Genomic DNA, 22794 nt, shown 5'->3' with positions numbered 1-22794 from the left:
TGGATGAAGGGGGGGTGTTGAATTCGTTTCACAATCCGTTAAAACAGTATTTATGTAACTCAGGTTACATGTCTAGTGAATTTTTAGCGCTGGCGATTCGACGTTTAAGTAAGGTCAGAGTCCTGTGTAACAGGGGCTACACCTTAGTCTGTGGCTCTTGTAGGCCATTGCCTCTAGGCGTGTCAGACATTGCCGCTTTTTCTACTTCAGAGTACTGAGCTGGAAGCTAACGAGATCCCCTGAAACGCCCGGGTTACGGCACAATTGCCACAAGACCGGCGATTTGCCGCCGATTCAGTTGATGCTCATCGAGTGAAATCCTGTGCAGTCCACCCGTTTGACTTTGATTTGCCACGCGCGAACCGTCGCACAGAAATTGTCGCGCTTTCCTACGAACGAGCCTGTTGAAAATTCGCCATTGGCGGCCGGCGCGTTCGCCGCGAAATTCAGCGGTGCCAGCCGTTTGTTGTGCGGGCCGGAATTGCGTACGCGCCAGACCGCCGAATGGTTCGGTGCGCCGCCGCAAGTGGACGAAGCACTGCGCGATTGCGATTTGGGGCGCTGGCACGGGCAAGCAATCAAGGATCTGCAGGTGCTCGAGGCCGAGGCTTTGCAAGCGTGGATCAGTGATCCGCAGGCGGCACCCCATGGTGGCGAGTCGGTGAGGCAATTGGGCGAGCGTGTGGCGGCGTGGCTGGCCAGTCTGCAAGGCGTTCAGGGGCACATCGTCGCCGTCACCCATCCGTTTGTGGTGCGTGCGGCACTGATGCAGGTGTTACAGGGCGCGGCGTTCAACGCGATTGATGTTGAACCGTTGTCCGTGGTTGAACTGCGGTTCAACGGCATCTGGCGGCTACGCTTGGCGGGTATCGATCTTGCGGGAGCACTGTGATGAAACGACTGTTGGTCATCGGCATCGGCGCCGGAAATCCCGACTACATCACGATGCAGGCGGTGAAGGCGCTGAATCAGGTCGACGTGTTCTTTCTGATGGATAAAGGCCAGAGCAAGAACAAACTGGTCGATCTGCGGCGCGATATCTGTGCGCGCTACATCACCGATCCTGCGTATCGCTTCGTTGAAGCCCACAGCCCGGAACGCGAGCGTGGCGACGTGGACTACAGCCGCGCGGTCGAAGATCTGAACCGCGCCAAGCAGGAAACCTTCGAGCGGCTGATCAATGCAGAATTGGCTGAAAACGAATGCGGCGGTTTCCTCGTGTGGGGCGACCCGGCGTTGTACGACAGCACGATTCGTATCCTGCAGGCGATTCTGGCGTCCGGCCGCTGTGCTTTCGAGTTTGAAGTGATCCCCGGGATAACCAGCGTTCAGGCGCTGGCGGCGCAGCATAAGGTGCCGTTGAACAGCATTGGCCGGTCAATTGAAATCACCACGGGCCGGCGCCTGGCGGCGGGGCAGGTGAGTGACACGGACAGCCTGGTGGTGATGCTCGACGCGGAAGATTCCTACCGCCATGTGGCGGATCCGCAGACAGAGATTTACTGGGGGGCCTATCTGGGCACGCCGGATGAGATTCTGATCAGCGGCAAGCTCAAGGATGTGGCAGCTGAGATCGAGCGGGTGCGCAAGGCTGCCCGGGCTGAGCATGGGTGGATCATGGATACCTATCTGTTGCGCAAGCCGTAGGTTTTTTGTGGCTGGACTGGCCTCTTCGCGAGCAAGCTCGCTCCCACAGGGGTGCCCATTTCAAATGTGGGAGCGAGCTTGCTCGCGAAGGGGTCATCACAGTCAACTCAAGAAATCGCTTTGACCTCACGCCCAAACCGCTCCCGATACACCGACGGCGGCACCCCGACCACGCTGCGAAACGCCACGCGAAAACTTTCCACCGAGCGATAACCGCAGCGCTGGGCGATCTGCTCGGTGTTATGCACGCTGCTCTCCAGTAATTCCCGCGCCCGGGCCAGCCGCTCGTGTTGCAGCCACGCTTTGGGCGATTGCCCGCTGGCCTCGGTGAAACGGCGCAGAAAGGTGCGCTCGCTCATCGCCGCTTCGCTGGCCAGATCGCGCACTTCCAGCGGTTGATGCAGGCGCTCGCGGGCCCACTGCATCACCCGCGACAAGTCGTTGCGCGGCGTCGCGCTGACCGGCGTCGGGATGAACTGCGCCTGACCGCCAGTGCGTTGCGGCGACATCACCAGCCGCCGAGCCACCGAATTGGCGACCTGAGTGCCGAAGTCCCGTGCCAGCAGATGCAGGCAGGCATCGATCCCGGCGGCGCTGCCCGCCGAGGTGATCAACTGGCCGGAGTCGACGTAAAGCACATCCGGATCAACCGCAATCGCCGGAAAGCGTCGCGCCAGTTCATCGGTGTAGCGCCAGTGCGTGGTGGCGCCGTGACCGTCGAGCAAGCCACTGGCGGCCAGCACAAACACCCCGGAGCAGATCGACAGCAACCGCGCACCCTGTGCGTGGGCCTGTCGCAAGGCGTCGATCAGTGCCGGCGGCACCGGGGCCTCGCGGTCGCGCCAACCGGGAATGATGATGGTGCGCGCCTGTGCCAGCAGCTCCAGGCCACCATCGGCCAGTACGTGAATCCCGCCCATGGCGCGCATCGGCCCTTGATCGACGGCGACGATGCGGTGCTCGTACCACGGGAAATCGAACTCCGGCCGGGGCAGGCCGAAAATCTCCACGGCAATGCCGAACTCGAAGGTACAGAGGCCATCGTAGGCCAGAATCGCGACCAATCCAGGTGAGTCAGGCATTTGGCGGAAAATTCCCGGTGAGTGTCTTGCGCGCCACTGTAGCGTCAAGTGCCGGCCCGATAAAGTCTGCTCACACCCCAACAGACGAAGGAGCCACACCACATGACCAGCCTGGTTCGCGACATTCCTGCTGCACCGTCGGCCATTGCCCTGATGCATTTCAGCAATCGTCTGACGTTTGAAACCGATTGTTCTGACGTGTACAGCAGCCAGGAGGCCGGTGAAGTCGATTTTGTTCTGGTTGACGTGCGCGGCCCTTTGGCGTTCGAGCGCGGTCACGTGCCGGGCGCGATCAACATGCCGACGCGCTTGCTGACCGCCGAGGGCTTGGCGGAGTATTCGACGAGCACGCTGTTCGTGGTCTATTGCGCCGGCCCGCACTGCAACGGCGCCAACAAGGCTGCGGTGAAACTGGCGGCGTTGGGTTACCCGGTCAAGGAGATGATCGGCGGCGTGACCGGGTGGCTGGATGAGGGTTTTTCGCTGAGCGTCGAACAGCCCGCCAAAACCCCCATCGCGTGCGAATGCTGAAAATGCTTTTGTAGGAGCTGCCGCAGGCTGCGATCTTTTGCTCTTTAAAGTCAAAAGATCGCAGCCTGCGGCAGCTCCTACATGAGCAATAGGTACCCTTTTTGAGGATTTGTCCTACAGCCTTTGCACCATGTCGGCGCACCGTTGATCCCGGTCAACGCGCGCGCCGATTTTCTGTAAGTATTTGTCGCCTAAACACAATTTGCCCTGTGCGCACCGCCATAGACTGCCGTCCACTTCGGTTTTTGCTGCTCAACGGCCATGACCGAATGCCAATCGAAAGCTGCCAATAAAAACCTCCGCACACAGGAGTAATAAATGAAGAAGCTAGTGATGTTCGGTGCCCTGGCACTGTCGATGTTGTCCCTCACCGCTGTGGCCGAAGACGCCAAGCCGATCCGCATCGGTATCGAAGCCGGTTACCCTCCATTCTCGATGAAAACCCCTGACGGTAAACTCGCCGGTTTCGACGTCGATATCGGCGATGCCCTGTGCGCGCAGATGAAAGTCAAATGTACTTGGGTTGAGCAAGAATTCGATGGCCTGATTCCGGCGCTGAAAGTGAAGAAGATCGACGCGATCCTGTCCTCGATGACCATTACGGATGACCGCAAGAAAAACGTCGATTTCACCATCAAGTACTACCACACCCCGGCACGTTTCGTGATGAAGGAAGGCTCGGGTGTCAAAGACCCGCTGACCGAGCTCAAGGGCAAGAAAGTCGGCGTGCTGCGTGCCAGTACCCACGACCGTTATGCCACTGAAGTGCTGGTTCCGGCCGGGATCGATCTGGTGCGTTACGGCTCGCAACAGGAAGCTAACCTTGACATGGTCTCCGGTCGTATCGACGCGATGCTGGCCGACTCGGTCAACCTCAGCGACGGTTTCCTGAAGACCGACGCCGGCAAAGGCTTCGAATTCGTCGGCCCGACCTACGAAGACGCCAAGTACTTCGGCGGCGGCGCGGGCATCGCGGTGCGCAAGGGCGATACCGAGCTGGCCGAGAAATTCAACAAGGCCATCACCGAAATTCGCGCCAATGGCGAGTACAAAAAAGTCCAGGACAAGTACTTCGACTTTGACGTGTACGGCCATTAATACGCCGTAAAAAAAGTGGCCCCGTTTGCGCGGTGGCCACTTTTTTTGTGCTCTCTTTCTACTGATGGAGATTCACTGTGGGAGCGAGCTTGCTCGCGAATGCGGTTTAACATTCAACATCTTTATTGACTGTCAGATTGCATTCGCGAGCAAGCTCGCTCCCACAGGGATCTCATCGATCCAGATCTACCAGACTGCAGGAGTTTTCCCATGCAACGCATCGACCATGTCCTGCCCTGGAGCCATCTTGGCAGCGAACGTTCCCTCAGCGTCTTCCGTTACGGCGCCGGCAGCCGCAAGGTGTACATCCAGGCCAGCCTGCACGCCGACGAGCTGCCGGGCATGCGCACGGCGTGGGAACTCAAGCAACGCCTCAACGCGCTGGAACAGCAGGGTCGTCTGCAAGGCGTGATCGAGCTGGTGCCGGTGGCCAATCCGATCGGCCTCGACCAGCACCTGCAAGGCAGTCACATGGGGCGCTTCGAGCTGGGCAGCGGCAAGAATTTCAACCGCTCGTTTGTCGAACTCAGCGCGCCCGTCGCGGCGCGAATCGGCGAGCAACTGGGCAGCGACGCCGAGGCCAACATCGCGCTGATCCGCCAGACCATGGGTCAGGTGCTTGATGAGCTGCCAGCCCCAGCCTCGCAACTCGAAGCGCTGCACCGCTTGCTGCTGCGCCACGCCTGCGATGCCGACATCACCCTCGACCTGCATTGCGATTTCGACGCGGCTATTCACCTCTACGCGCTGCCGCAACACTGGCCGCGCTGGCAATCGCTGGCGGCGCGACTGAAGGCCGGCGTGGCCTTGCTGTGCGAAGACTCCGGTGGCAGTTCGTTCGACGAATCGTGTTCGTCACCGTGGCTGCGTCTGGCGCGGGCGTTTCCGAACGCAGCGATTCCCCCGGCCAACCTCGCCACCACCCTGGAACTGGGCAGCATGGGCGACACCCGGGTTGATCAGGCGCAGGCCAATTGCGAGGCGATTCTGGGGTTTCTCGCCGAACAGGGCTTCATCAGCGGCGAATGGCCGGCGGCGCCGAGCGAATGCTGCGAAGGCATGCCGTTCGAAGGCACCGAATATCTGTTCGCCCCGCACCATGGCGTGGTCAGTTTCCTGCGCAATGCCGGGGAGTGGGTCGAGCGGGGCGACGCGCTGTTCGAAGTGGTCGACCCGTTGAATGACCGCCTCACCACTGTTTGTGCCGGCACCAGCGGCGTGTTGTTTGCGATCGATCGTGGGCGTTACACCCAGCCGGGGATCTGGCAGGCCAAGGTCGCGGGGCGCGAGCCGATTCGGGTGGGCAAGCTGATCAACGACTGACAGATTTCCTTGGATTTTCCGGCCTCATCGCGAGCAGGCTCACTCCTACATTTGGAATGCGTTGTCCCTGTAGGAGTGAGCCTGCTCGCGATAGCGGTCTCGCCAGCACCACAATCTTCAGAGAGTGTTAGGCTCACCGACGAACCCGACACTCTGTGAAGGAAGGCTTTATGTTGAAGGCGTTTGCCCTGTTAACCCTCCTGGCGTCCAGCGCCGTCCACGCGCAAACCACGCTGCAAAGCGACTTGCCACTCAAATACATCGAACAGGTCCACCCGGACGCGAACACCCGGCCGCTGGTGATTTTTCTGCACGGCTACGGCAGTAACGAAGCCGATCTGATCGGCATGAAGTTCCAGTTGCCGGCGCAGTACAACTACCTGTCGGTGCAGGCGCCGCTGGCGTTGGGCGAAGGGCGTTTCCAGTGGTTTCGCAAGAAAGGCGAAGGGGCCTACAACGGTGAAACCGATGATCTGCACGCTAGCGGCCAGAAGTTGCGGGAGTTTGTCGCGCAGGCGGCGCAGAAATATCACGCCAGCCCGGACAAGGTGTACCTGATCGGTTTCAGTCAGGGCGCGATGATGAGCTACGAAGTGGGCCTGCGTCCGCCCGTGGCGGTCGGCGGCATCGCAGCGTTGAGCGGGACGCCTGTTGCCGGTGTTGAAAGCCGAGCTCAAGGCCGAGCAGCAACCGTTGCCGCTGCACATTTTCATCGGCCACGGCACCGCCGATGATCGAGTGCCGTACCGCGACGGCTCCGAGGCCAATGCGCTGCTGCAGAAACTCGCCTACAGCCCCGAGTTTCACGCCTATCCCGGTGTCGGCCACAGCATCAGTGCGGCCGAGCTGCGGGATCTGAATGCCTGGCTGCAGCAACTCAATCCGTAAGGATCACTTGTCCTTGAGGATGGTTTTCACCAGCGCATCGTGACCGCTCTTGTCGCTGGCCCGGGAAATCACCTGGACCAGCGCCATGCGTTTGCCGGACGCCGCGAGCAGGGTGGTATTGAGGGTCTGGCCGCCGCCCTGGGTGGCGGTGCTGTCGACCTGACGCACGCCGAGGCCGCTGCTTTTCTGGGTCAGACTCTTTTCTGTGAGCTTGTTGAAGTCAGGCAAAGCCTTGCGCTGGTCATCGATGAAACTCGCCAGGCTGCCATCGAGAAATTCGTTGTCGTTGTCCTTGACGCTGGCGCCACCGGCGATCTGGTTTTCCGCGGCGATGACCACGGTCTTGGTCGCCTGATTGGTGTACATCGTGCCCTTGGCACCGGTCGGCCCGTCTGGCAGCGGGTCGGCGGTGAAGCCTTTGGGCAGAACGAAGGTGAACTTGCCGTCGAGCATCGACACGTTGTTGGTCGAGGTCTTTTCCTTGGGCTTGGCTGCCTGGGCATTGAGGGCACCGAGAGCGGCGACCGCCGCCAGCAACAGGACGACGGCTTTCTTGCTGAGCAATGACATGTGAATCTCCGAGGGATGGTCGCGCCAGGGCGGCGATGATCCCACGGAGCATGCCTGGCATTCCAGCGCGGTTTGTCAGGCGTTCGCGTCAGCCTTGGGCTGGTCGGCCTTTGCCGGGACCGGCCGGGCCAGCAGTTTGCGGGTGACCCCGAGCATCGCCACCGACACTGCGACACCGGCGATGAACCCTTTGAGGCCCAAGCTCGGCAGGGCCAGCGCCGACACCAGGCAAAACGCTGAAAACGAGTACATGCCGGTCGCCGTCGCCCGCAGCAATGCCGCGGTAAACGCCGGGCCACGAGTCTGCTGAGAGAACACCGCCATCACACTGCCGAGCACCGGGAACACCGCGAGCAGGCCGCTCCAGCGCTCGCCCACAGTACTCGCGAGCATCGTCACCAGCAGCGTCAGGGCCGCGCCGGCAATCATCCGCCAGAGCAGTTTGTCCGACTTTGGTGCCGGGCCGTTCAGCACCGGTTGCACGTCGGGGAACAGGTACGGCGCGGCGAGCAGGGCAATCGCCGCCGCCGCGACCGAGAACGTCAGTGACGACGGAATCAGCGACAACCCCAGCGCCAGCACCGCCCACACCGTCAGGGAAATCGTCAGCGCCAACGGCCAGTTCGCGCGCTGTGCCACCTGCGCGTAGGTGATGCAGAAGGCGATCATGGCGAACATCGCCGAAAGCGCCGCTACCGCCGATTGCGCGGCAAACTGCGGCCCCTGTTCGATAGCGAGGAAAAACAGAATCGGCCCGACCACCACCGGCAACCCCGACAGCCACCCGGCCACGCTCGGCCCCCAGCGCTTGCCGGCGAGAGAAATCAGCAGCAGAAATCCGGGGATCAGCAGTAATTTGAGGATCAGCACGCGGGAGGCCTCCGGGGATGGGATGGCCAAGGTAACCGATTGCTGCATTGATCGACAATTTTTGTATACAAAGTGTGTGGATGATATCCGCTATGCTCTGAAAATCAGGGTTTACCGGAGTCGATGCCGCGATGAGAAAACCATCAAAAGTGATGCGTGGGGTGTGTGGCATTGGCTTGTGGGCGCTGTTGCTGACGCCGACCTGGGCCAATTGGCAGGACGCCGTGCCCGGCGCGCAAATCATCGGCACCGGCGATTTCAGTGTGTTCGGCTTCGACGTCTACAACGCGCGGTTGTGGAGCGCGGCACGTCCGTTGTCCACCGAACAGCCGTTCGCTCTGGAGCTGATCTACCGACGCAAGATCTCCCGTGATGATCTGGTGCAGGCCAGTGTCGATGAAATCAAACGGCTGGCAGGCGCAGGCGTCAGTCCTGCGCAACTGGCCAGGTGGCGAGAACAAATGCAGCAATCGTTCGTCGATGTGCAGGCCGGCACGCGGATTACCGGCGTGTATCTGCCGGGGCAGGGCGCGCGGTTTTTTGTCGGCCAGCAGTTGCAGCATGAAATCGATGATCCGCAGTTTGCCCGGGCGTTTTTCGATATCTGGCTGGATCCGCGTACCCGTAACCCTGAGTTGCGTCAGCAGTTACTGGGTGTGAGTCGGTAAGAGCAAAAGATCGCAGCCTTCGGCAGCTCCTACAGGCTACGCATTCCAATGTAGGAGCTGCCGAAGGCTGCGATCTTTTGCTCTTCAAGCCTGAAGCTGAAACCTCTAAGCTGCGTCTTTCGAACTTGTTTCTGGATGTGTGCGTGAAATTCAGCTTACCCAAAATCGCCACCGCGCCGTTCTGCCCGCCGGAAGTGGCCGGCAGTGTCGCGGTGGATCCGAACGCTTCGTTCTTCAAACGCGTGCTGCGGTTTGCTGGGCCTGGCTTGCTGGTGTCGATCGGCTACATGGACCCGGGCAACTGGGCGACTGCCATCGAAGCCGGTTCGCGTTTTGGTTACAGCCTGCTGTTCGTGGTGTTGCTGGCGAGTCTGGCGGGGATGGTCGTGCAGTGCCTGTGCTCGCGGCTGGGCATCGCCACCGGCCGCGATCTCGCGCAATTGTCCCGCGAGCGCTACAGCACCCCGACCGCACGCCTGCAATGGGTGCTGGCGGAAGTCTCGATCATCGCCACTGATCTGGCGGAAGTGCTCGGCTGCGCCCTGGCATTCCACTTGTTGCTCGGCTGTTCGCTGACCTTCGGCATTGCCCTGACCGCCTTCGACACGCTGCTGGTACTGGCCCTGCAAAATCGTGGCTTCCGTCGGCTGGAGGCGATCATGCTGGTGCTGGTGGCGACCATCGGCGTGTGTTTCTTCGTCGAACTGGTGCTGATCAAACCTTACTGGCCGGACGTGTTCGCCGGGTTCAAACCGTCGCTCTCGGCGATCAGCGATGCCGCGCCGTTGTACCTGGCAATCGGCATCCTCGGCGCCACGGTGATGCCGCACAACCTCTACCTGCACACTTCGATCGTGCAGACGCGGATGATCGGCAAGGATCTGGCCAGCAAGCAAGACGCGGTGCGCCTGGCGCGCATCGACACCATCGGTTCGCTGGCGCTGGCGCTGCTGGTCAACGCGGCGATTCTGATTCTGGCGGCCGCCGCGTTCCACCAGTCCGGGCATACCGATGTGGTGGATATTCAGGACGCCTACCACCTGCTCGACCCACTGGTCGGCGGCGCGCTGGCCAGTGTGCTGTTCGGCGTGGCGTTGCTGGCGTCGGGGCAGAGTTCGACGTTCACCGGGACCATCGCCGGGCAAGTGATCATGGAGGGGTATCTGAACCTGCGGATTCCCTGCTGGCAGCGGCGCTTGATCACCCGGGGGCTGGCGTTGATTCCGGCGTTCATCGGCGTGTGGCTGATGGGCGATAACGCGGTGGGCAAACTGCTGGTGCTGAGTCAGGTGGTACTGAGCCTGCAACTGCCGTTTGCGCTGTACCCGCTGATCCGCATGACCAGCGACAAGCAACTGATGGGGCCGTTTGTGAACCGGCTGCCGACCCGGGTGCTGGCGTGGGGGCTGTTTGCGGTGATCAGTGGGGCGAATGCGTGGTTGATTCTGCAGATGGTGGTGTGAGCCCTGGTTTTTCTGTTGCCTGAGCTGGCCCCTTCGCGAGCAAGCCCGCTCCCACCCTGGAAAGCATTCCCCTGTGGGAGCGGGCTTGCTCGCGAAGAGGGAGGCCCATTCAAAGAAGATTTTGAATGGGCAAAAAAACACCCGGTACAGCGTAAGTCGCACCGGGTTTTTTGTTGCCAGCGAGCAGCGGATGTCGTGGATCCACCGCCCGCTGTGAACTCGGGGGTTAAGCGCGTTCCAGCGCCAGCGCCACACCCTGACCGCCGCCGATGCACAGGGTCGCGAGACCTTTCTTCGCATCACGCTTGATCATTTCGTGCAGCAGCGTCACCAGCACGCGGCAGCCCGACGCACCGATCGGGTGACCGAGGGCGATGGCGCCGCCGTTGACGTTGACCTTGTCCAGATCCCATTGCAGATCCTTGGACACTGCCAGCGATTGCGCAGCGAAGGCTTCGTTGGCTTCGATCAGGTCCAGTTGGCCGATGTTCCAGCCCGCCTTGTCGAGGCAGCGGCGGGTGGCCGAAACCGGGCCGATACCCATGATTGCCGGGTCAACACCGGCGTTGGCATACGCGGCGATTTTCGCCAGCACCGGCAAGCCCAGGGCCTTGGCCTTTTCGGCGCTCATCAGGATCACTGCAGCGGCGCCGTCGTTCAGCGACGAAGCATTACCGGCGGTGACGCTGCCGTCCTTCTTGAACGCCGGACGCAGTTTCGCCAGCGATTCGGCGGTGGTATCGCCACGCGGTTGCTCATCAACCTTGAACGCCACCGGATCACCTTTGCGCTGCGGGATCAGGATCGGGGTGATCTCATCGACAAAGCGTCCGGCTTCAATGGCCGCAGCGGCTTTGCGTTGCGAGGCGGCGGCGAAGGCGTCCTGCTGCTCGCGGCTGATCTCATATTTATCGACCAGATTCTCGGCAGTGATGCCCATGTGGTAATCGTTGAACGCATCCCACAGGCCATCGCTGATCATGGTGTCGACGATTTGCGCGTGACCCATGCGCAGGCCGGTGCGTGCGCCCGGCATCACATAGTTGGACAGGCTCATGTTCTCCTGACCGCCGGCGATGATCACCTCGGCATCACCGCAACGGATCGCTTGTGCGCCCAGGTGCAGGGCTTTCAGGCCCGAGCCGCAGACCTTGTTCAGGGTCATGGCCGACACGGCGTGGGGCAGGCCGGCCTTGATCGCGGCCTGACGCGCCGGGTTCTGGCCGGCGCCGGCGGTCAGCACCTGGCCCATGATCACTTCATCGACCTGCGCACCGTCCAGACCGGTCTGTTCGAGCAGCTGGCGAATCACCGCAGCGCCCAGATCCACCGCGGACACGCTGGCCAGCGAACCCTGGAAACTGCCGATCGCGGTGCGGGTGGCGGCAACAATTACGACGTCTTGCATTTTCGAATTCCTCACTGGGCAGCGAACTGCATTTCCGGTACGTGATCCGGGACGATCAGTTTACCAGCGGTTTTGGCGACGATTTCCTCGACGCTGACGCCAGGTGCGCGTTCCTTGAGGACAAAAGCGCCATTTTCGATTTCCAGATAGGCGAGGTCGGTCAGCACCCGCTTGATGCAGCCGGCGCCGGTCAGCGGCAGGCTGCACTTGGCCAACAGTTTCGACTCACCGTCCTTGGAGGCGTGGGTCATGATCACGATGATGTTGTCGGCGCCCGCCACCAGATCCATCGCGCCGCCCATGCCCTTGACCAGTTTGCCGGGAATCATCCACGAGGCGATGTTGCCTTCGACGTCGACTTCGAACGCGCCTAGCACGGTCAGGTCGACATGCCCGCCACGGATCATCGCGAAGGATTCGGCGGAGTTGAAGATCGATGCGCCGATACGCGCGGTGACGGTCTGTTTGCCGGCGTTGATCATGTCGGCATCAATGGTGTCTTCAGTCGGAAACGGACCCATGCCGAGCAGGCCGTTTTCCGATTGCAGCATGACTTCCATGCCTTCGGGAATGTAGTTGGCGACCAGGGTCGGAATGCCGATGCCGAGGTTCACGTAGTAGCCGTCCTGCATTTCGCGGGCGACGCGCTGAGCCATTTGTTCGCGGGTAAGTGCCATGTTTTTATTCTCCGTCAGCCTGGATTATTTGCGGATGGTGCGCTGTTCGATGCGCTTTTCGAACGTGCCGCAAATGACCCGGTCGACGTAGATGCCGGGGGTGTGGATCTGCGACGGATCCAGCTCGCCGGGCTCGACGATTTCTTCGACTTCGACCACGGTGATCTTGCCGGCGGTGGCCGCCAGCGGGTTGAAGTTCTGCGCGGTGTGACGGTAGATGACATTACCGAAATGGTCGGCTTTCCAGCCTTTGACAATGGCGAAGTCGCCGGTGATGGACTCTTCCATCAGGTACTTGCGCCCTTTGAATTCACGTACTTCCTTGCCTTCGGCGACCGGGGTGCCGACGCCGGTGGCGGTGAAGAAGGCCGGGATGCCGGCGCCGCCTGCGCGCATTTTTTCGGCGAGGGTGCCTTGCGGGGTCAGGATGACTTCGATGTCGCCCTTGAGCAGTTGCTCTTCGAACAGTTTGTTTTCGCCGACGTAGGAGGCGATGACTTTGCTGATCTGGCGGTCGGTAAGCAGTACACCGAGGCCGAAACCGTCGACGCCGCAGTTGTTGGAAACCACGGTGAGGTCGCGGGTGCCCTTGCGCTTGATCTCGGCGATCAGGTTTTCCGGGATGCCGCACAGGCCGAAGCCGCCGGCGATCACGGTCATGCCGTCTTCAAGACCCGCCATGGCTTCCTCGTAGGAACTCACGCGCTTGTCGAAACCTGCCATATGCACCTCTTTTATTGTTTGTCGGGCGGCTGGCTAGCCGAATGACTGGAGTGTCTCGCTGGAGGATATATTTGTTAAGTTGATTTTTAAGGTCGATTGATTGATAAAGCTCAATAGTTGGTGTTTTCCCTGTAGGAGCTGCCGCAGGCTGCGATCTTTTGATTTTGTTTAAAGATCAAGATCAAAAGATCGTCCGAACGCGGCCCGAGCCTGCGGCAGCTCCTACAGTGGGTACGACGTTGAAACGGTAAGGTATCCAGTATGACCATCAAACAGATCCGTGCTTTCCTCGCTGTCGCCCAGAGCCTGAGCTTCGCCGTGGCCTGCGAGCGTCTGCACCTGTCGCAATCGGCGCTGAGCCTGACCATCAAGGCGTTGGAGGAGGGGCTGGGCGGGCGGTTGTTCAGCCGCAACACGCGCAATGTGGCGCTGACCGCCGAGGGCGAATCGCTGCTGCCGCTGGCCCGGCGTCTGATTGCCGACTGGGACAACGCCGAAGACGAAATGCGCCAGCGCTTCAGCCTGCAGCGCGGGCGGGTGACGCTGGCGGCGATGCCGTCGTTTGCCGGCAACCTGCTGCCGCCGATCCTCAAGACCTTTCGCGCGCGCTATCCGAACGTCAACGTCACAGTCAACGACGTGATCAACGAGCAAGTGCTGGAAATGGTTCGCGACCGGCACGTTGAGCTGGGTGTGGCGTTCGAACCGATGCAGAACACCTCGCTGACGTTCACCCCGCTGTACATCGATCGCTTCGTCGCAGTGGTGCCGCAGGATTCCACGTTGGCCGAGCGCACGGAGATCGACTGGCAGACCCTGCTGCAGGAACCGTTCATCACCCTGCAACGGCCGTCGACGGTGCGGGTAATGCTCGAAGAACACTTGCAGGCCCGGGGCATGAAACTGCCGGTGGAGTTTGAAAGTCATCAACTGGCAACCGTTGGGCGCATGGTCGCCAGCGGACTGGGGGTCAGCGCGGTGCCGGCGTTGTGTGCCGAGCAGATGCAGGAGCTGGGCGCCTGTTGCCTGACCTTGAATGATTCGGTGGAGCGGGCGATTGGTGTGCTCACGGAACCAGGCAATGAGCTGTCGGCAGCGGCGCAGGCACTGTTCGATATCCTCAAAGCCGAACACTGATCCCTGAACTGAGATCCCATCCCTGTAGGAGCTGCCGAAGGCTGCGATCTTTTGATCTTGCTTCTAAAAAACAAAGTCAAAAGATCGCAGCCTGCGGCAGCTCCTACACAGGGGATTTGTGGACTCAGGACGTCAGGCGTTGCACCAGCAACGGCAGCAGCTGTTCGCATGACGCCTCGATCTTCAGATCCAGCAGATCATCGGCGCGAGTCTTGCCCAGATTGATCGCCAGCAACGGCTTGCCGCGATCGGCGATCACCCGGCACAGACGAAATGCCGAATACGCCATCAGCGACGACCCCACCACCAGCAAACCCTCGGCTTTTTCCGCTGCGGCCATAGCCCGCGCTGCCGTTGGCTGCGCCACGTTCTCACCGAAAAACACCACGTCCGGCTTCATCCGCTCGCCTGCGCAATAAGGGCATTGTGGTGTCTGAAAGCGTGCTTCGAACGCCGGGTCGAGCAGGGTATCGCCGTCCGGCGCCTGCACCGCGTCGACCCCGGCCAGGTACGGATTCTGCTCGACCATCCGCTGTTGAATGTCATCGCGCGCACTGCGCTGGCCGCAATCCAGGCACAGCACCCAGTGCAGGCTGCCATGCAGTTCGATCACGTTCTGACTACCGGCCTGATCGTGCAGGGTGTCGACGTTCTGCGTGATCAAGTCGCTGATTCGCCCCTGGCGCTGCAACTCGGCCAGTGCTGTATGCGCCGCATTGGGCCGCGCCTGGCGCACCCGTGGCCAACCGAGCATGGCCCGTGCCCAATAGCGACGACGGGATTCCGGGGCAGCGAGAAATTCCTGATACATCATCGGCTGCCGGCCACGGCGCACACCTTCGCTGTCGCGGTAATCCGGGATGCCCGACGGCGTGCTGATACCGGCGCCGGTCAGCACCAGGAAATCGCCATCGGCCATGGCCTGGTGCAGGGTGTCGAGGTGTTCGCGGGTCGGGCTGTCGAGCATGGTCAGCACTCCGGGGAGGACGATGCCCGCAGGTTAGCATTAACCGTGTGGCGAGGGAGCTTGCTCCCGCTGGACTGCGCAGCAGGCCTGTTTTTGGGCTCGCTTTGCAATCCGACGGGAGCAAGCTCCCTCGCCACCGGTGATAGCGGTAATTTACTTGCGCGCCTCCAGTATCAGATTGAACGGCGTCTGCGTCGCCCGGCGAAAATGCTTGAACCCGGCCTCGGTAAACACCTTGCGCAAGCGCATTTCACCGGCCTGCGCACCCAGCCCCAGGCCAACTTCCTGTGACAGCGAATTCGGCGTGCAGATAAAGGTCGAGGCCGCGTAAAACAGGCGTCCGACCGGGTTGATGTTGTCGTCCAGCGCATCATTGGCGAACGGCTCGACCAGCAGCACCGTGCCGTCGACTTTCAATGATTCGAACGCATGCCGTGCGGCGCCGACCGGGTCGCCCATGTCGTGCAGACAGTCGAAATAGCAGATCAGGTCATAGTCGTCGCCGGGGTAGCTTTTGGCGTTGTTCTGGAAGAATTTTGCCCGGCTGCTGACGCCGCCTTCTTCGGCGCGCTGAGTGGCGACGGTGATCGACGGCGCGTGATAATCGAAACCGACGAAGCGCGAGTTGGGATAGGCCTGGGCCATGATCACCGTCGAGGCACCGTGGCCGCAGCCGATGTCGGCGACTTTGGCGCCTGCTTCGAGTTTGGCGACCACGCCGTCCAGCGCCGGCAGCCATTCTGCGATCAAGTGACCTTTGTAGCCGGGACGAAAGAAGCGTTCGGTGCCGCTGAACATGCACGGATGGTGATCGCCCCAGGGCAGGGCGCCGTTGCCGCGCATGGCTTTGACCAGTTTGTCCTTGTCGTGGAAAAACGAGGCCACCACACCGAGTCCGCCGGCGACGTACACCGGCGAGTCTTCCACGGCCAGTGCCAGCGCCTGCTCTTCCGGCAACCGAAACTGACCATCGTGATGTTCCATGTAGCCGGACGCGACATGCGCGCTGAGCCATTCGCGCACCAGACGCGGGTTGCAGGTGGTTTTTTCGGCGAGGGCTTGCGGGGTGACCGGTTGACTGTCGGCCATCGCCCGGTACAGCCCGAGTTCTTCGCCAACGATGACGTTCGCCAGCATCGCGGCGCCGCCCATGTCGTTGACCAGCTTGCCCATGAAAGCGTTGAGTCTTGTTTCGTCCATCACGAGTGCTCCTGATACAGGATCACCGTCCGGTGGCAAAACGTTGTCGAGGCATGGGCCGCAGGGCGGTGGTCACAGAAGTGGGCAGGGCACAGCAGACGTCGTCCTGCATTCCCCCTCGACTGGGTCATGAATCAGTCTAGTCGTGCTGGGGCAAGATGCAGTGTTTGTGCCCCGTGCAAATTTCAATGTGGGAGCGGCGGTACGAAGATTCGACTTGCTCGCGAAAGCAGTGGGTCAGTCGATGCATCAGGGGCTGACACACCGCTTTCGCGAGCAAGCCCGCTCCCACAGGGGATTGGTGTGGGGGTCAGCGCAGGGGCAATTTCAACTCCGCGCACAGGCCTCCGCCCTCGCGGTTGCTCAGGGTCAGCGATCCGCCGAGGGCCATGGCCAGTTGCTGGGCGATCGCCAGGCCCAGGCCGGTGCCGCCAGTGCTGCGGTTGCGCGAGTTTTCCACCCGGTAGAACGGATGCATGACCTGTTGCAACTCGGCTTCGGCAATGCCGGGCCCGCGATCGAGGATTCTGATGCAGAGACCGTCGTCGGTGTCGACCTGCAACTGCGCCGCGCCGGCGAATTTCAGTGCGTTGTCGGTCAGATTCACCAGCACCCGGCGCAGGGCCTGGGGGCGGGTATCGATCACCGCGGCGCTCTTGCCGCTCAGCTGCACGTCCTTGCCCATGTCCTGATAGTCGAACACCAGACTGTCGAGGAACGAATCGAGGTCGGTACGCCGGCTTTCCTCGGTCGAGCCGTGGATGCTGCGGGCATACGCCACGCCCTCGCGCACCAGGTGCTCCATCTCGCCGAGGTCGTTCCACAGTTTGTCTTTCTCGACCGAGTCGTCCATGAACTCTGCACGCAGCTTCATGCGGGTGATCGGGGTTTGCAGGTCATGGGAAATCGCCGCCAGCAGTTGCATGCGCTCCTTCAGGTATGCAGCGATGCGCGCCTGCATCGCGTTGAAGGCCCGGGCGGCGTAGGCCACTTCGGTCGGGCCGTGTTCGTCGAGCATCACTGGATGGGCATTGGGGTCGAGGCTTTCCACGGCGTTGGCGAGGCGGGCGAGGGGGCGGATCGCGATGCGCACCGCCAGCCAGGTACAGGCGATCAGCAGCGCCAGTTGCCCGAGCAATACCCCCGGCAGCCACGGCGACAGGGGAGGCATGGCCGGACGCACATCGATGGTCAGCGGGCTGCCGTCGCTGAGGCGCAAATGCCCCTGAAAGTGTTTTTTCTCCTCGCGGAACCGGGTGAAGGTCAGCGGGTAGGCATCACCGATCGCGGCGCTGATCGAGGTACCGGCTACCGGCATCTCGCCCGCGTCCAGCGGCTCCCCTGGTTCACCCTCGCTCAGCAGATAATTGTAATTGGCCCGAGCCAGCCGGGTGAGCCAGGCGGGACGTTCCTCTGCGGGCAAGCGGTCGAGAATCGCAATCGACGTCGAGACGTCGTTTTGCAGATTGTTGAGCATGGTGCTGCGGGCGCTTTGGTAGCGCTCGTAATACTGCGCGCCAAACGACAGGCCCTGGGCGAGGATCAGCCCGACCAGAAAGATCAGCGACAACCGCGAAGCCAGGGTGCGTGGCCAATGCAGCTTGAGGCTCATGCCGAGGCCCCGAGGATCTCCACCGGCAGCGAGAACACATAACCCTCGCTGCGCACGGTCTTGATGTAGGCCGGCTCACGCGCATCATCGAGCAGGCGTTGGCGCAAACGGCTGACCAGCAGATCAATCGAACGGTCGAACAGATCGGCCTCGCGGCCCTGGGTCAGGTTGAGCAATTGATCACGGCTGAGCACCCGCTGCGGATGATCGAGAAACACCCGCAACAAGCGATATTCGGCGCCACTGAGGGCGACCAGCGTGCCGTCATTGTCCAGCAGATGCCGGGCCGAGGTGTCCAGTTGCCAACGGCCGAAGGCCAGCAGCCGGCCGCTTTCGCTGACCACCAGATTCGGCGGCAGCATTCGCGTGCGCCGCAACACCGCGTTGATTCGCGCCAGCAACTCACGAGCGGCGAACGGCTTGGTCAGGTAATCGTCGGCGCCCATTTCCAGGCCGATGATGCGGTCGGTTTCATCGTTGCGCGCCGTGAGCATCAGCACCGGTGTGGCCTTGTGTTTGCCCACGCGCAATTCGCGGCACAGCTGCAGGCCATCGTCGCCGGGCATCATGATGTCGAGCACAATCAGGTCAACGGTGTTGGCTTCGAGAAAACTGCGCATCTGCCGGCCATCGGCGACCACAGTGGTGCGCAGACCGTTCTTCTTCAGGTAATTGCCGACCAGCTCGCGGATCTCGCGGTCGTCGTCGACGATGAGAATGTGATCGACATGTTCCATCGGTGCAGAACCTCTATCAAAGGGCAATGCGATGCAGTCTATCGAGCCTGCGCCGGCTTGCCTGCCCGGGTTTGTATTGCAGTGTATCTGGCGCCGTGACGGATACATACACACGCAAAAGCGCGATTTTTTTCAGGGTTTTGTATCGCTGTGTATCTCGGGGCGGCAGAGATACACAGCGATTGATAGCGACCGTTTCCTGACACAGACGCGATACCTCAAGCGCTTCAAATAGGCTCCATCGAGGCCCACACAGCTTGCCTCGGCTCAACCCATACAAGCCTTGAGGAAACCACCATGACGCACAAAACCGTTGTCGCCGCCTGCCTGTTCGCCGCCCTGAACATCTGCACCCTGTCGGCCCGCGCCGAAGCCGATGTCAGCCCGCACACCTACACCTACGGCACGCACCTGGACATCCAGAAAGTGCTGTCGATGACCGAGGACAACTCGCTGACCTGCGGCATTATCGATGCGCGCATGACGTACCTGGATTCGGCCGGAAAAACCCAGGTGCTGGATTACCGCAAATTCGCCGATGGCTGCAACAACGAGAACTGAGTGAGCCCTTTTTCGGAGTGAAACTTATGTACTTGATCGCATTTGTCGGCGGTCTGCTGACCGTCCTCAGCCCGTGCATCCTGCCGGTGGTGCCGTTCCTGTTTGCCGGTGCCCAGCGCCAGCGCTCGTCGATCCTGCTGACTCTGGTTGGCATGGCGCTGACCTTTGCGCTGATTTCCAGCCTGGCGGTGGTCAGCAGCGAATGGGTGATTCAGGCCAGTAATTCCGGACGCCACGTCGCGTTGGGGGTGATGGCGCTGTTCGCCCTGTCGCTGATCTCGGCGCGGGTCGGCGACTGGCTGGCGCGACCGTTTGTTTGGCTCGGCAATCGCCTTGACCCCGACATGCGCAAGAAGTCCGGGCCGCTCACCTCGCTCATGCTCGGCGTGGCCACAGGTTTGTTGTGGGCACCGTGTGCGGGGCCGATTCTCGGGGTAATCCTCACCGGCGCCATGCTGCAAGGTGCCAACGCGCAGACCAGCCTGCTGTTGCTGGCTTATGGCGCCGGCAGTGCATTGTCGCTGGGGATTTTGATTTTTGCCGGGCGGGGCCTGGTCAACCGGCTCAAGCCGTCGATTCCCTTCACCGGCTGGCTGCGCCGTGGCGCCGGGGTTGCGGTGCTCGGTGCCGCGGCGCTGATTGCGACCGGCACCGACAAAACCCTGTTGGCCGGCACCTCGTCCGAAGGCCTCGCCGGCATCGAGACCCGCGTGCTGCAGAACGTACCGAAAGTGCTCGATTACCTGGTCAGCAAAGTCCGCGCGGACTCGCCGATGGAGACAGGCCAGGGCAGCATGCCGTCGCTGTCCGGAGCGGTGCAATGGCTCAACTCACCCGCGTTGAACGCTGAGGATCTGCGCGGCAAAGTGGTGCTGGTGGATTTCTGGACTTACGACTGCATCAACTGCCAGCACACCCTGCCGTACGTTAAAGAGTGGGAGAAAAAATACGCCAAAGACGGCTTGCTGGTGATCGGCGTGCACACCCCGGAATACGGCTACGAACGGATCATCGAAAACGTCAGGGAGCAGGTGCAGAAACTCGGCATCACTTACCCGGTGGCGATCGACAACAACTATGCGATCTGGCGCAATTTCGACAATCAGTACTGGCCGGCGCATTACCTGATCGATGCCAAAGGGCAGGTGCGTTACAGCCATTTCGGCGAGGGCGGCTACCAGACGCAGGAGCAGATGATCCGTCAGTTGCTGGAGGAGGCCAAGGCACCGGCGGCGTAAGTGTCGACACTCATCAATGGCTCACAGGTCGCGAATCGTGAGCCATTGTTCGTCCGACCTGATTGCCCGCGTGCCATGGCAATCCCGAGAGTGTTTCGAGGCCTTTACAAAAAGCCGCCATTCATCGGCCCGGCCGCGGTTTTCCGGGCTCTTCGGACGATTGGCAGGGACGCCATCGCCCCTCGGCGCGATAGTGCACAAGCAGGGCCACTGCCGACCCTGTCGCTGATAAAAAGAACGCGAGGTTGCCATGCCGAAATTCGTGATTGAACGCGAGATTCCAGGGGCCGGAAAGCTGTCGGAGCAAGAACTCAAAGCCGTGTCGCAAACCTCCTGCCAAGTGTTGCGTGACCTCGGGCCAGAGGTGCAGTGGCTGCAGAGTTACGTCACGGCCGACAAAATCTATTGCGTCTACATCGCCCCTGACGAAGAACAGGTGCGCGAGCACGCCAGGCTGGGTGGATTCCCGGCTGACAGTGTGGCGCGGGTGATGACGGTCATCGACCCGACCACGGCCGAGTGAATTTCTCCAACTTGCGGAGCACGATTGATGAGTACTGCCATTGATCTGACGGCTTTGAAAGAGCGCCAGAAAGTCGCCTGGGCCAGCGGCGATTACGCGGTGATCGGTACCACCTTGCAAATCGTCGGCGAAAATCTCGCCGAGGCTTGCGACCTGCGCTATGACGAGCAGGTGCTGGACGTTGCCGCCGGCAACGGCAATGCAACACTGGCGGCGGCGCGACGTGGTTGTCAGGTGACCTCGACCGACTATGTGGCGGCGCTGCTGGAGCGCGGACAGGATCGGGCGCGGGCCGAACATCTGGATGTAATTTTTCAGGTCGCCGATGCTGAAGCGTTGCCATTTGCCGATGAGAGTTACGACGCGGTGCTGTCGACCTTCGGCGTGATGTTTGCCCCGGATCAGGCGACTGCGGCGGCGGAACTGGCGCGGGTCTGCCGAAGGGGCGGACGCATCGGTCTGGCGAACTGGACGCCGGAAGGTTTCGTCGGCCAGATGTTCAAGGTTCTCGGTCGCCACGTGCCGCCCCCCGCCGTGGCCCAGCCGCCGTCGAACTGGGGCACCGAAGCGTGGCTGCACAGCCACTTCGATGAGCGTGAATTTCTGCTGCAGGTCACCCGCCGCACCTTCAATTTCCGCTATCGCTCGGCGGCGCACTTCATCGACATTTTCCGCCACTGGTACGGGCCGGTGCACAAGGCCTTTGCGGCATTGCCTCCGGAAAGCGGGCAGGCGCTGGAAAGTGATCTGGCGGATCTGCTGAACCGTTCGAACCGGGTGGGAGAGAAGTCGCTGGTGGTGCCGAGCGAGTATCTGGAGGTGGTCATCACCAAACGCTGAATGTTCAGAATCATGCCAAACCCCTGTGGGAGCGGGCTTGCTCGCGAATGCGGTGGGTCAGTAGACAGAGTTATCGACTGGACAGACGCATTCGCGAGCAAGCCCGCTCCCACAGGTTTTGGGTATGGTGATCGGGCCTATTTCAGGTGCGCCCCATCAAACCACTCCAGCGCCGTACGCCAGATACAGATCCCCAGAAAGTACGCCGACGCCAGCAGCCACAAACCCATCACCAGCGGATTGATCACCGGGTGATTGAGCACCAGCGACAGGCTGCACAGTAGCCAGATTGCTGTCACCGCGATGTTGATCGGCATGAACCGGCGTACGCGGAACGGGTGCAGGAACTTCATGCGGGTGACGGTCAGCAGCGCCAGACCGATGATGGTCAGAAAGGTGATCCACGGCCCCGGATTGATGATGTACAGGCACAGGGCAACCACGTTCCACGCGGCGGGGAAGCCGACGAAATAGTTGTCCTTGCTCTTCATGTTGACGTTGCAGAAACAGAACAGCGACGACACCAGAATCAGCGACACGCTCAGCAGCAGGGTGTAATCGGGCAGGGGAATGTAGCGATAGATGAACAGCGCCGGAATGAACACGTAGGTCAGGTAATCGATCACCAGATCGAGGATCGAGCCGTCGAAACTCGGCAGTACCGACTGCACATTGACCTTGCGTGCGAGCGCCCCGTCGAGACCGTCGACGATCAGCGCCACGCCCAGCCACATCAGACAGTGGGTCGGCTGGTTCTCCAGCAGGGCGAGGGTCGCCAGAAATGCAGTGACCACGCCGGTCGCGGTAAAACCATGGGCGCCCCATGCTTTGAGCCTGGCGATGTGTACGGTCGATATCACAGGGGCGTTCTCCAGAAAAATGAAGCATGCCGGGTATCACCCTCGGGCAAAGGGCGCCGGCAAACCGGGTCGGGGTTGCAGCTATCGACCGGTTTGGCCGGGATAAGGTTCACCACCTTTGAATCTTAGCTCGCCGCTCGAAAAATACCTCGGCGAAATCTTCCAGCGTCA

23 protein-coding genes and 1 pseudogene are annotated in these 22794 nt (G+C 61.3%); 13 read left to right on the top strand and 11 right to left on the bottom strand.

Annotated elements, in window-relative coordinates:
• The first annotated feature begins 322 nt into the window (after positions 1–322).
• Together CKW11_RS04785 and cobF are read left to right on the top strand one after the other, a co-directional pair.
• A complete protein-coding gene (locus CKW11_RS04785; RefSeq protein ID WP_095136619.1) occupies positions 323–892 on the top strand; it encodes a histidine phosphatase family protein in 570 nt (189 codons plus the stop codon).
• Entirely contained in the window at positions 892–1647 is a 756-nt protein-coding gene (gene cobF / locus CKW11_RS04780; protein ID WP_095136618.1) for a precorrin-6A synthase (deacetylating), read from the top strand. The genes CKW11_RS04785 and cobF overlap by 1 nt, the downstream gene beginning before the upstream one ends.
• 107 nt (positions 1648–1754) lie before the next feature.
• On the opposite strand, the gene ftrA is transcribed toward cobF, so the two are convergent.
• Positions 1755–2729 carry a transcriptional regulator FtrA gene (gene ftrA, locus CKW11_RS04775; protein ID WP_095136617.1) on the bottom strand — a complete coding sequence of 325 codons (975 nt, stop codon included), beginning with the start codon at positions 2727–2729 and terminating at the stop codon, positions 1755–1757.
• Positions 2730–2831: 102 nt separating this feature from the next.
• Here ftrA and CKW11_RS04770 point away from each other — a divergent pair, with 102 nt between their 5' ends.
• The 4 genes and pseudogenes from CKW11_RS04770 to CKW11_RS04755 all read left to right on the top strand — a co-directional run bounded on the left by CKW11_RS04770 (position 2832) and on the right by CKW11_RS04755 (position 6569).
• Positions 2832–3260, top strand: a complete 429-nt coding sequence (locus CKW11_RS04770) for a rhodanese-like domain-containing protein (protein WP_095136616.1) — start codon at positions 2832–2834, stop codon at positions 3258–3260.
• 318 nt (positions 3261–3578) lie between these two features.
• The gene (locus CKW11_RS04765; protein ID WP_095136615.1) at positions 3579–4358 is read left to right on the top strand and encodes an ABC transporter substrate-binding protein; all 780 of its coding nucleotides are present in this window, start codon (positions 3579–3581) and stop codon (positions 4356–4358) included.
• Between the two features lie 210 nt (positions 4359–4568).
• Complete coding sequence (locus CKW11_RS04760; protein ID WP_095136614.1) at positions 4569–5681, top strand: succinylglutamate desuccinylase/aspartoacylase family protein; 1113 nt, start codon at positions 4569–4571, stop codon at positions 5679–5681.
• A gap of 170 nt (positions 5682–5851) precedes the next feature.
• A pseudogene (locus tag CKW11_RS04755) lies at positions 5852–6569 on the top strand (alpha/beta hydrolase).
• Between the two features lie 3 nt (positions 6570–6572).
• Here CKW11_RS04755 and CKW11_RS04750 read toward each other — a convergent pair.
• Positions 6573–7139 carry a hypothetical protein gene (locus tag CKW11_RS04750; protein ID WP_095136613.1) on the bottom strand — a complete coding sequence of 189 codons (567 nt, stop codon included), beginning with the start codon at positions 7137–7139 and terminating at the stop codon, positions 6573–6575.
• A gap of 75 nt (positions 7140–7214) precedes the next feature.
• The gene (locus CKW11_RS04745; protein ID WP_095136612.1) at positions 7215–8009 is read right to left on the bottom strand and encodes a hypothetical protein; all 795 of its coding nucleotides are present in this window, start codon (positions 8007–8009) and stop codon (positions 7215–7217) included.
• A gap of 131 nt (positions 8010–8140) precedes the next feature.
• Between CKW11_RS04745 and CKW11_RS04740 the strand changes: the two genes are divergently transcribed.
• Positions 8141–8677, top strand: coding sequence for a chalcone isomerase family protein (locus CKW11_RS04740; protein ID WP_095136611.1), 537 nt, complete (start codon positions 8141–8143; stop codon positions 8675–8677).
• Positions 8678–8841: 164 nt separating this feature from the next.
• Positions 8842–10140, top strand: coding sequence for an Nramp family divalent metal transporter (locus tag CKW11_RS04735; RefSeq protein WP_177439980.1), 1299 nt, complete (start codon positions 8842–8844; stop codon positions 10138–10140).
• Between the two features lie 226 nt (positions 10141–10366).
• On the opposite strand, the gene CKW11_RS04730 is transcribed toward CKW11_RS04735, so the two are convergent.
• The 3 genes from CKW11_RS04730 to CKW11_RS04720 are packed head-to-tail and all read right to left on the bottom strand — an operon-like array spanning position 10367 to position 12948.
• Complete coding sequence (locus CKW11_RS04730; RefSeq protein ID WP_095136610.1) at positions 10367–11548, bottom strand: acetyl-CoA C-acetyltransferase; 1182 nt, start codon at positions 11546–11548, stop codon at positions 10367–10369.
• 11 nt (positions 11549–11559) lie between these two features.
• Positions 11560–12225, bottom strand: coding sequence for a CoA transferase subunit B (locus tag CKW11_RS04725; protein WP_003226176.1), 666 nt, complete (start codon positions 12223–12225; stop codon positions 11560–11562).
• A gap of 24 nt (positions 12226–12249) precedes the next feature.
• A complete protein-coding gene (locus CKW11_RS04720) occupies positions 12250–12948 on the bottom strand; it encodes a CoA transferase subunit A (protein WP_095136609.1) in 699 nt (232 codons plus the stop codon).
• A 261-nt stretch (positions 12949–13209) separates the two neighbouring features.
• Between CKW11_RS04720 and CKW11_RS04715 the strand changes: the two genes are divergently transcribed.
• Complete coding sequence (locus CKW11_RS04715) at positions 13210–14085, top strand: LysR family transcriptional regulator (protein WP_095136608.1); 876 nt, start codon at positions 13210–13212, stop codon at positions 14083–14085.
• Between the two features lie 124 nt (positions 14086–14209).
• On the opposite strand, the gene CKW11_RS04710 is transcribed toward CKW11_RS04715, so the two are convergent.
• The 4 genes from CKW11_RS04710 to CKW11_RS04695 form a co-directional block, all read right to left on the bottom strand.
• The gene (locus CKW11_RS04710) at positions 14210–15052 is read right to left on the bottom strand and encodes an NAD-dependent protein deacetylase (protein WP_095136607.1); all 843 of its coding nucleotides are present in this window, start codon (positions 15050–15052) and stop codon (positions 14210–14212) included.
• Positions 15053–15205: 153 nt separating this feature from the next.
• Positions 15206–16252 carry a class I SAM-dependent methyltransferase gene (locus CKW11_RS04705; RefSeq protein WP_095136606.1) on the bottom strand — a complete coding sequence of 349 codons (1047 nt, stop codon included), beginning with the start codon at positions 16250–16252 and terminating at the stop codon, positions 15206–15208.
• A gap of 310 nt (positions 16253–16562) precedes the next feature.
• The gene (locus CKW11_RS04700) at positions 16563–17864 is read right to left on the bottom strand and encodes an ATP-binding protein (protein WP_095136605.1); all 1302 of its coding nucleotides are present in this window, start codon (positions 17862–17864) and stop codon (positions 16563–16565) included.
• Complete coding sequence (locus CKW11_RS04695) at positions 17861–18601, bottom strand: response regulator (protein ID WP_095136604.1); 741 nt, start codon at positions 18599–18601, stop codon at positions 17861–17863. Before CKW11_RS04695 ends, CKW11_RS04700 begins: the two co-directional genes overlap by 4 nt.
• Positions 18602–18898: 297 nt before the next feature.
• Between CKW11_RS04695 and CKW11_RS04690 the strand changes: the two genes are divergently transcribed.
• The 4 genes from CKW11_RS04690 to CKW11_RS04675 all read left to right on the top strand — a co-directional run bounded on the left by CKW11_RS04690 (position 18899) and on the right by CKW11_RS04675 (position 21763).
• On the top strand, positions 18899–19162 hold the full coding sequence (locus CKW11_RS04690; RefSeq protein WP_095136603.1) for a DUF2790 domain-containing protein: 264 nt from the start codon (positions 18899–18901) through the stop codon (positions 19160–19162).
• A 26-nt stretch (positions 19163–19188) separates the two neighbouring features.
• Positions 19189–20400, top strand: coding sequence for a cytochrome c biogenesis protein DipZ (locus tag CKW11_RS04685; RefSeq protein WP_095136602.1), 1212 nt, complete (start codon positions 19189–19191; stop codon positions 20398–20400).
• Positions 20401–20650: 250 nt separating this feature from the next.
• On the top strand, positions 20651–20923 hold the full coding sequence (locus tag CKW11_RS04680) for a DUF4242 domain-containing protein (protein ID WP_095136601.1): 273 nt from the start codon (positions 20651–20653) through the stop codon (positions 20921–20923).
• A 27-nt stretch (positions 20924–20950) separates the two neighbouring features.
• The gene (locus CKW11_RS04675; protein ID WP_095136600.1) at positions 20951–21763 is read left to right on the top strand and encodes a class I SAM-dependent methyltransferase; all 813 of its coding nucleotides are present in this window, start codon (positions 20951–20953) and stop codon (positions 21761–21763) included.
• Positions 21764–21900: 137 nt separating this feature from the next.
• Here CKW11_RS04675 and pcsA read toward each other — a convergent pair whose 3' ends face one another.
• Positions 21901–22623, bottom strand: coding sequence for a phosphatidylcholine synthase (pcsA, locus tag CKW11_RS04670; protein WP_095136599.1), 723 nt, complete (start codon positions 22621–22623; stop codon positions 21901–21903).
• Positions 22624–22794: the final 171 nt, after the last annotated feature.

The organism is Pseudomonas sp. Irchel s3a10 (assembly GCF_900187525.1).
Taxonomy (GTDB): Bacteria; Pseudomonadota; Gammaproteobacteria; order Pseudomonadales; family Pseudomonadaceae; genus Aquipseudomonas; species Aquipseudomonas koreensis_G.
The sequence above is the reverse complement of the archived record's forward strand: the minus strand, read 5'-3'. Positions and strand labels throughout refer to the sequence as shown.

Coding starts and splice junctions, on each gene's coding strand:
- CKW11_RS04730 (WP_095136610.1), bottom strand. CDS start 11,548: ATGCAAGACGTCGTAATTGTTGCCGCCACCCGCACCGCGATCGGCAGT.
- CKW11_RS04740 (WP_095136611.1), top strand. CDS start 8,141: ATGAGAAAACCATCAAAAGTGATGCGTGGGGTGTGTGGCATTGGCTTG.
- CKW11_RS04715 (WP_095136608.1), top strand. CDS start 13,210: ATGACCATCAAACAGATCCGTGCTTTCCTCGCTGTCGCCCAGAGCCTG.
- CKW11_RS04685 (WP_095136602.1), top strand. CDS start 19,189: ATGTACTTGATCGCATTTGTCGGCGGTCTGCTGACCGTCCTCAGCCCG.
- CKW11_RS04760 (WP_095136614.1), top strand. CDS start 4,569: ATGCAACGCATCGACCATGTCCTGCCCTGGAGCCATCTTGGCAGCGAA.
- CKW11_RS04690 (WP_095136603.1), top strand. CDS start 18,899: ATGACGCACAAAACCGTTGTCGCCGCCTGCCTGTTCGCCGCCCTGAAC.
- CKW11_RS04700 (WP_095136605.1), bottom strand. CDS start 17,864: ATGAGCCTCAAGCTGCATTGGCCACGCACCCTGGCTTCGCGGTTGTCG.
- CKW11_RS04720 (WP_095136609.1), bottom strand. CDS start 12,948: ATGGCAGGTTTCGACAAGCGCGTGAGTTCCTACGAGGAAGCCATGGCG.
- CKW11_RS04680 (WP_095136601.1), top strand. CDS start 20,651: ATGCCGAAATTCGTGATTGAACGCGAGATTCCAGGGGCCGGAAAGCTG.
- CKW11_RS04705 (WP_095136606.1), bottom strand. CDS start 16,252: ATGGACGAAACAAGACTCAACGCTTTCATGGGCAAGCTGGTCAACGAC.
- cobF (WP_095136618.1), top strand. CDS start 892: ATGAAACGACTGTTGGTCATCGGCATCGGCGCCGGAAATCCCGACTAC.
- CKW11_RS04695 (WP_095136604.1), bottom strand. CDS start 18,601: ATGGAACATGTCGATCACATTCTCATCGTCGACGACGACCGCGAGATC.
- CKW11_RS04765 (WP_095136615.1), top strand. CDS start 3,579: ATGAAGAAGCTAGTGATGTTCGGTGCCCTGGCACTGTCGATGTTGTCC.
- CKW11_RS04710 (WP_095136607.1), bottom strand. CDS start 15,052: ATGCTCGACAGCCCGACCCGCGAACACCTCGACACCCTGCACCAGGCC.
- ftrA (WP_095136617.1), bottom strand. CDS start 2,729: ATGCCTGACTCACCTGGATTGGTCGCGATTCTGGCCTACGATGGCCTC.
- CKW11_RS04770 (WP_095136616.1), top strand. CDS start 2,832: ATGACCAGCCTGGTTCGCGACATTCCTGCTGCACCGTCGGCCATTGCC.
- CKW11_RS04750 (WP_095136613.1), bottom strand. CDS start 7,139: ATGTCATTGCTCAGCAAGAAAGCCGTCGTCCTGTTGCTGGCGGCGGTC.
- CKW11_RS04725 (WP_003226176.1), bottom strand. CDS start 12,225: ATGGCACTTACCCGCGAACAAATGGCTCAGCGCGTCGCCCGCGAAATG.
- CKW11_RS04675 (WP_095136600.1), top strand. CDS start 20,951: ATGAGTACTGCCATTGATCTGACGGCTTTGAAAGAGCGCCAGAAAGTC.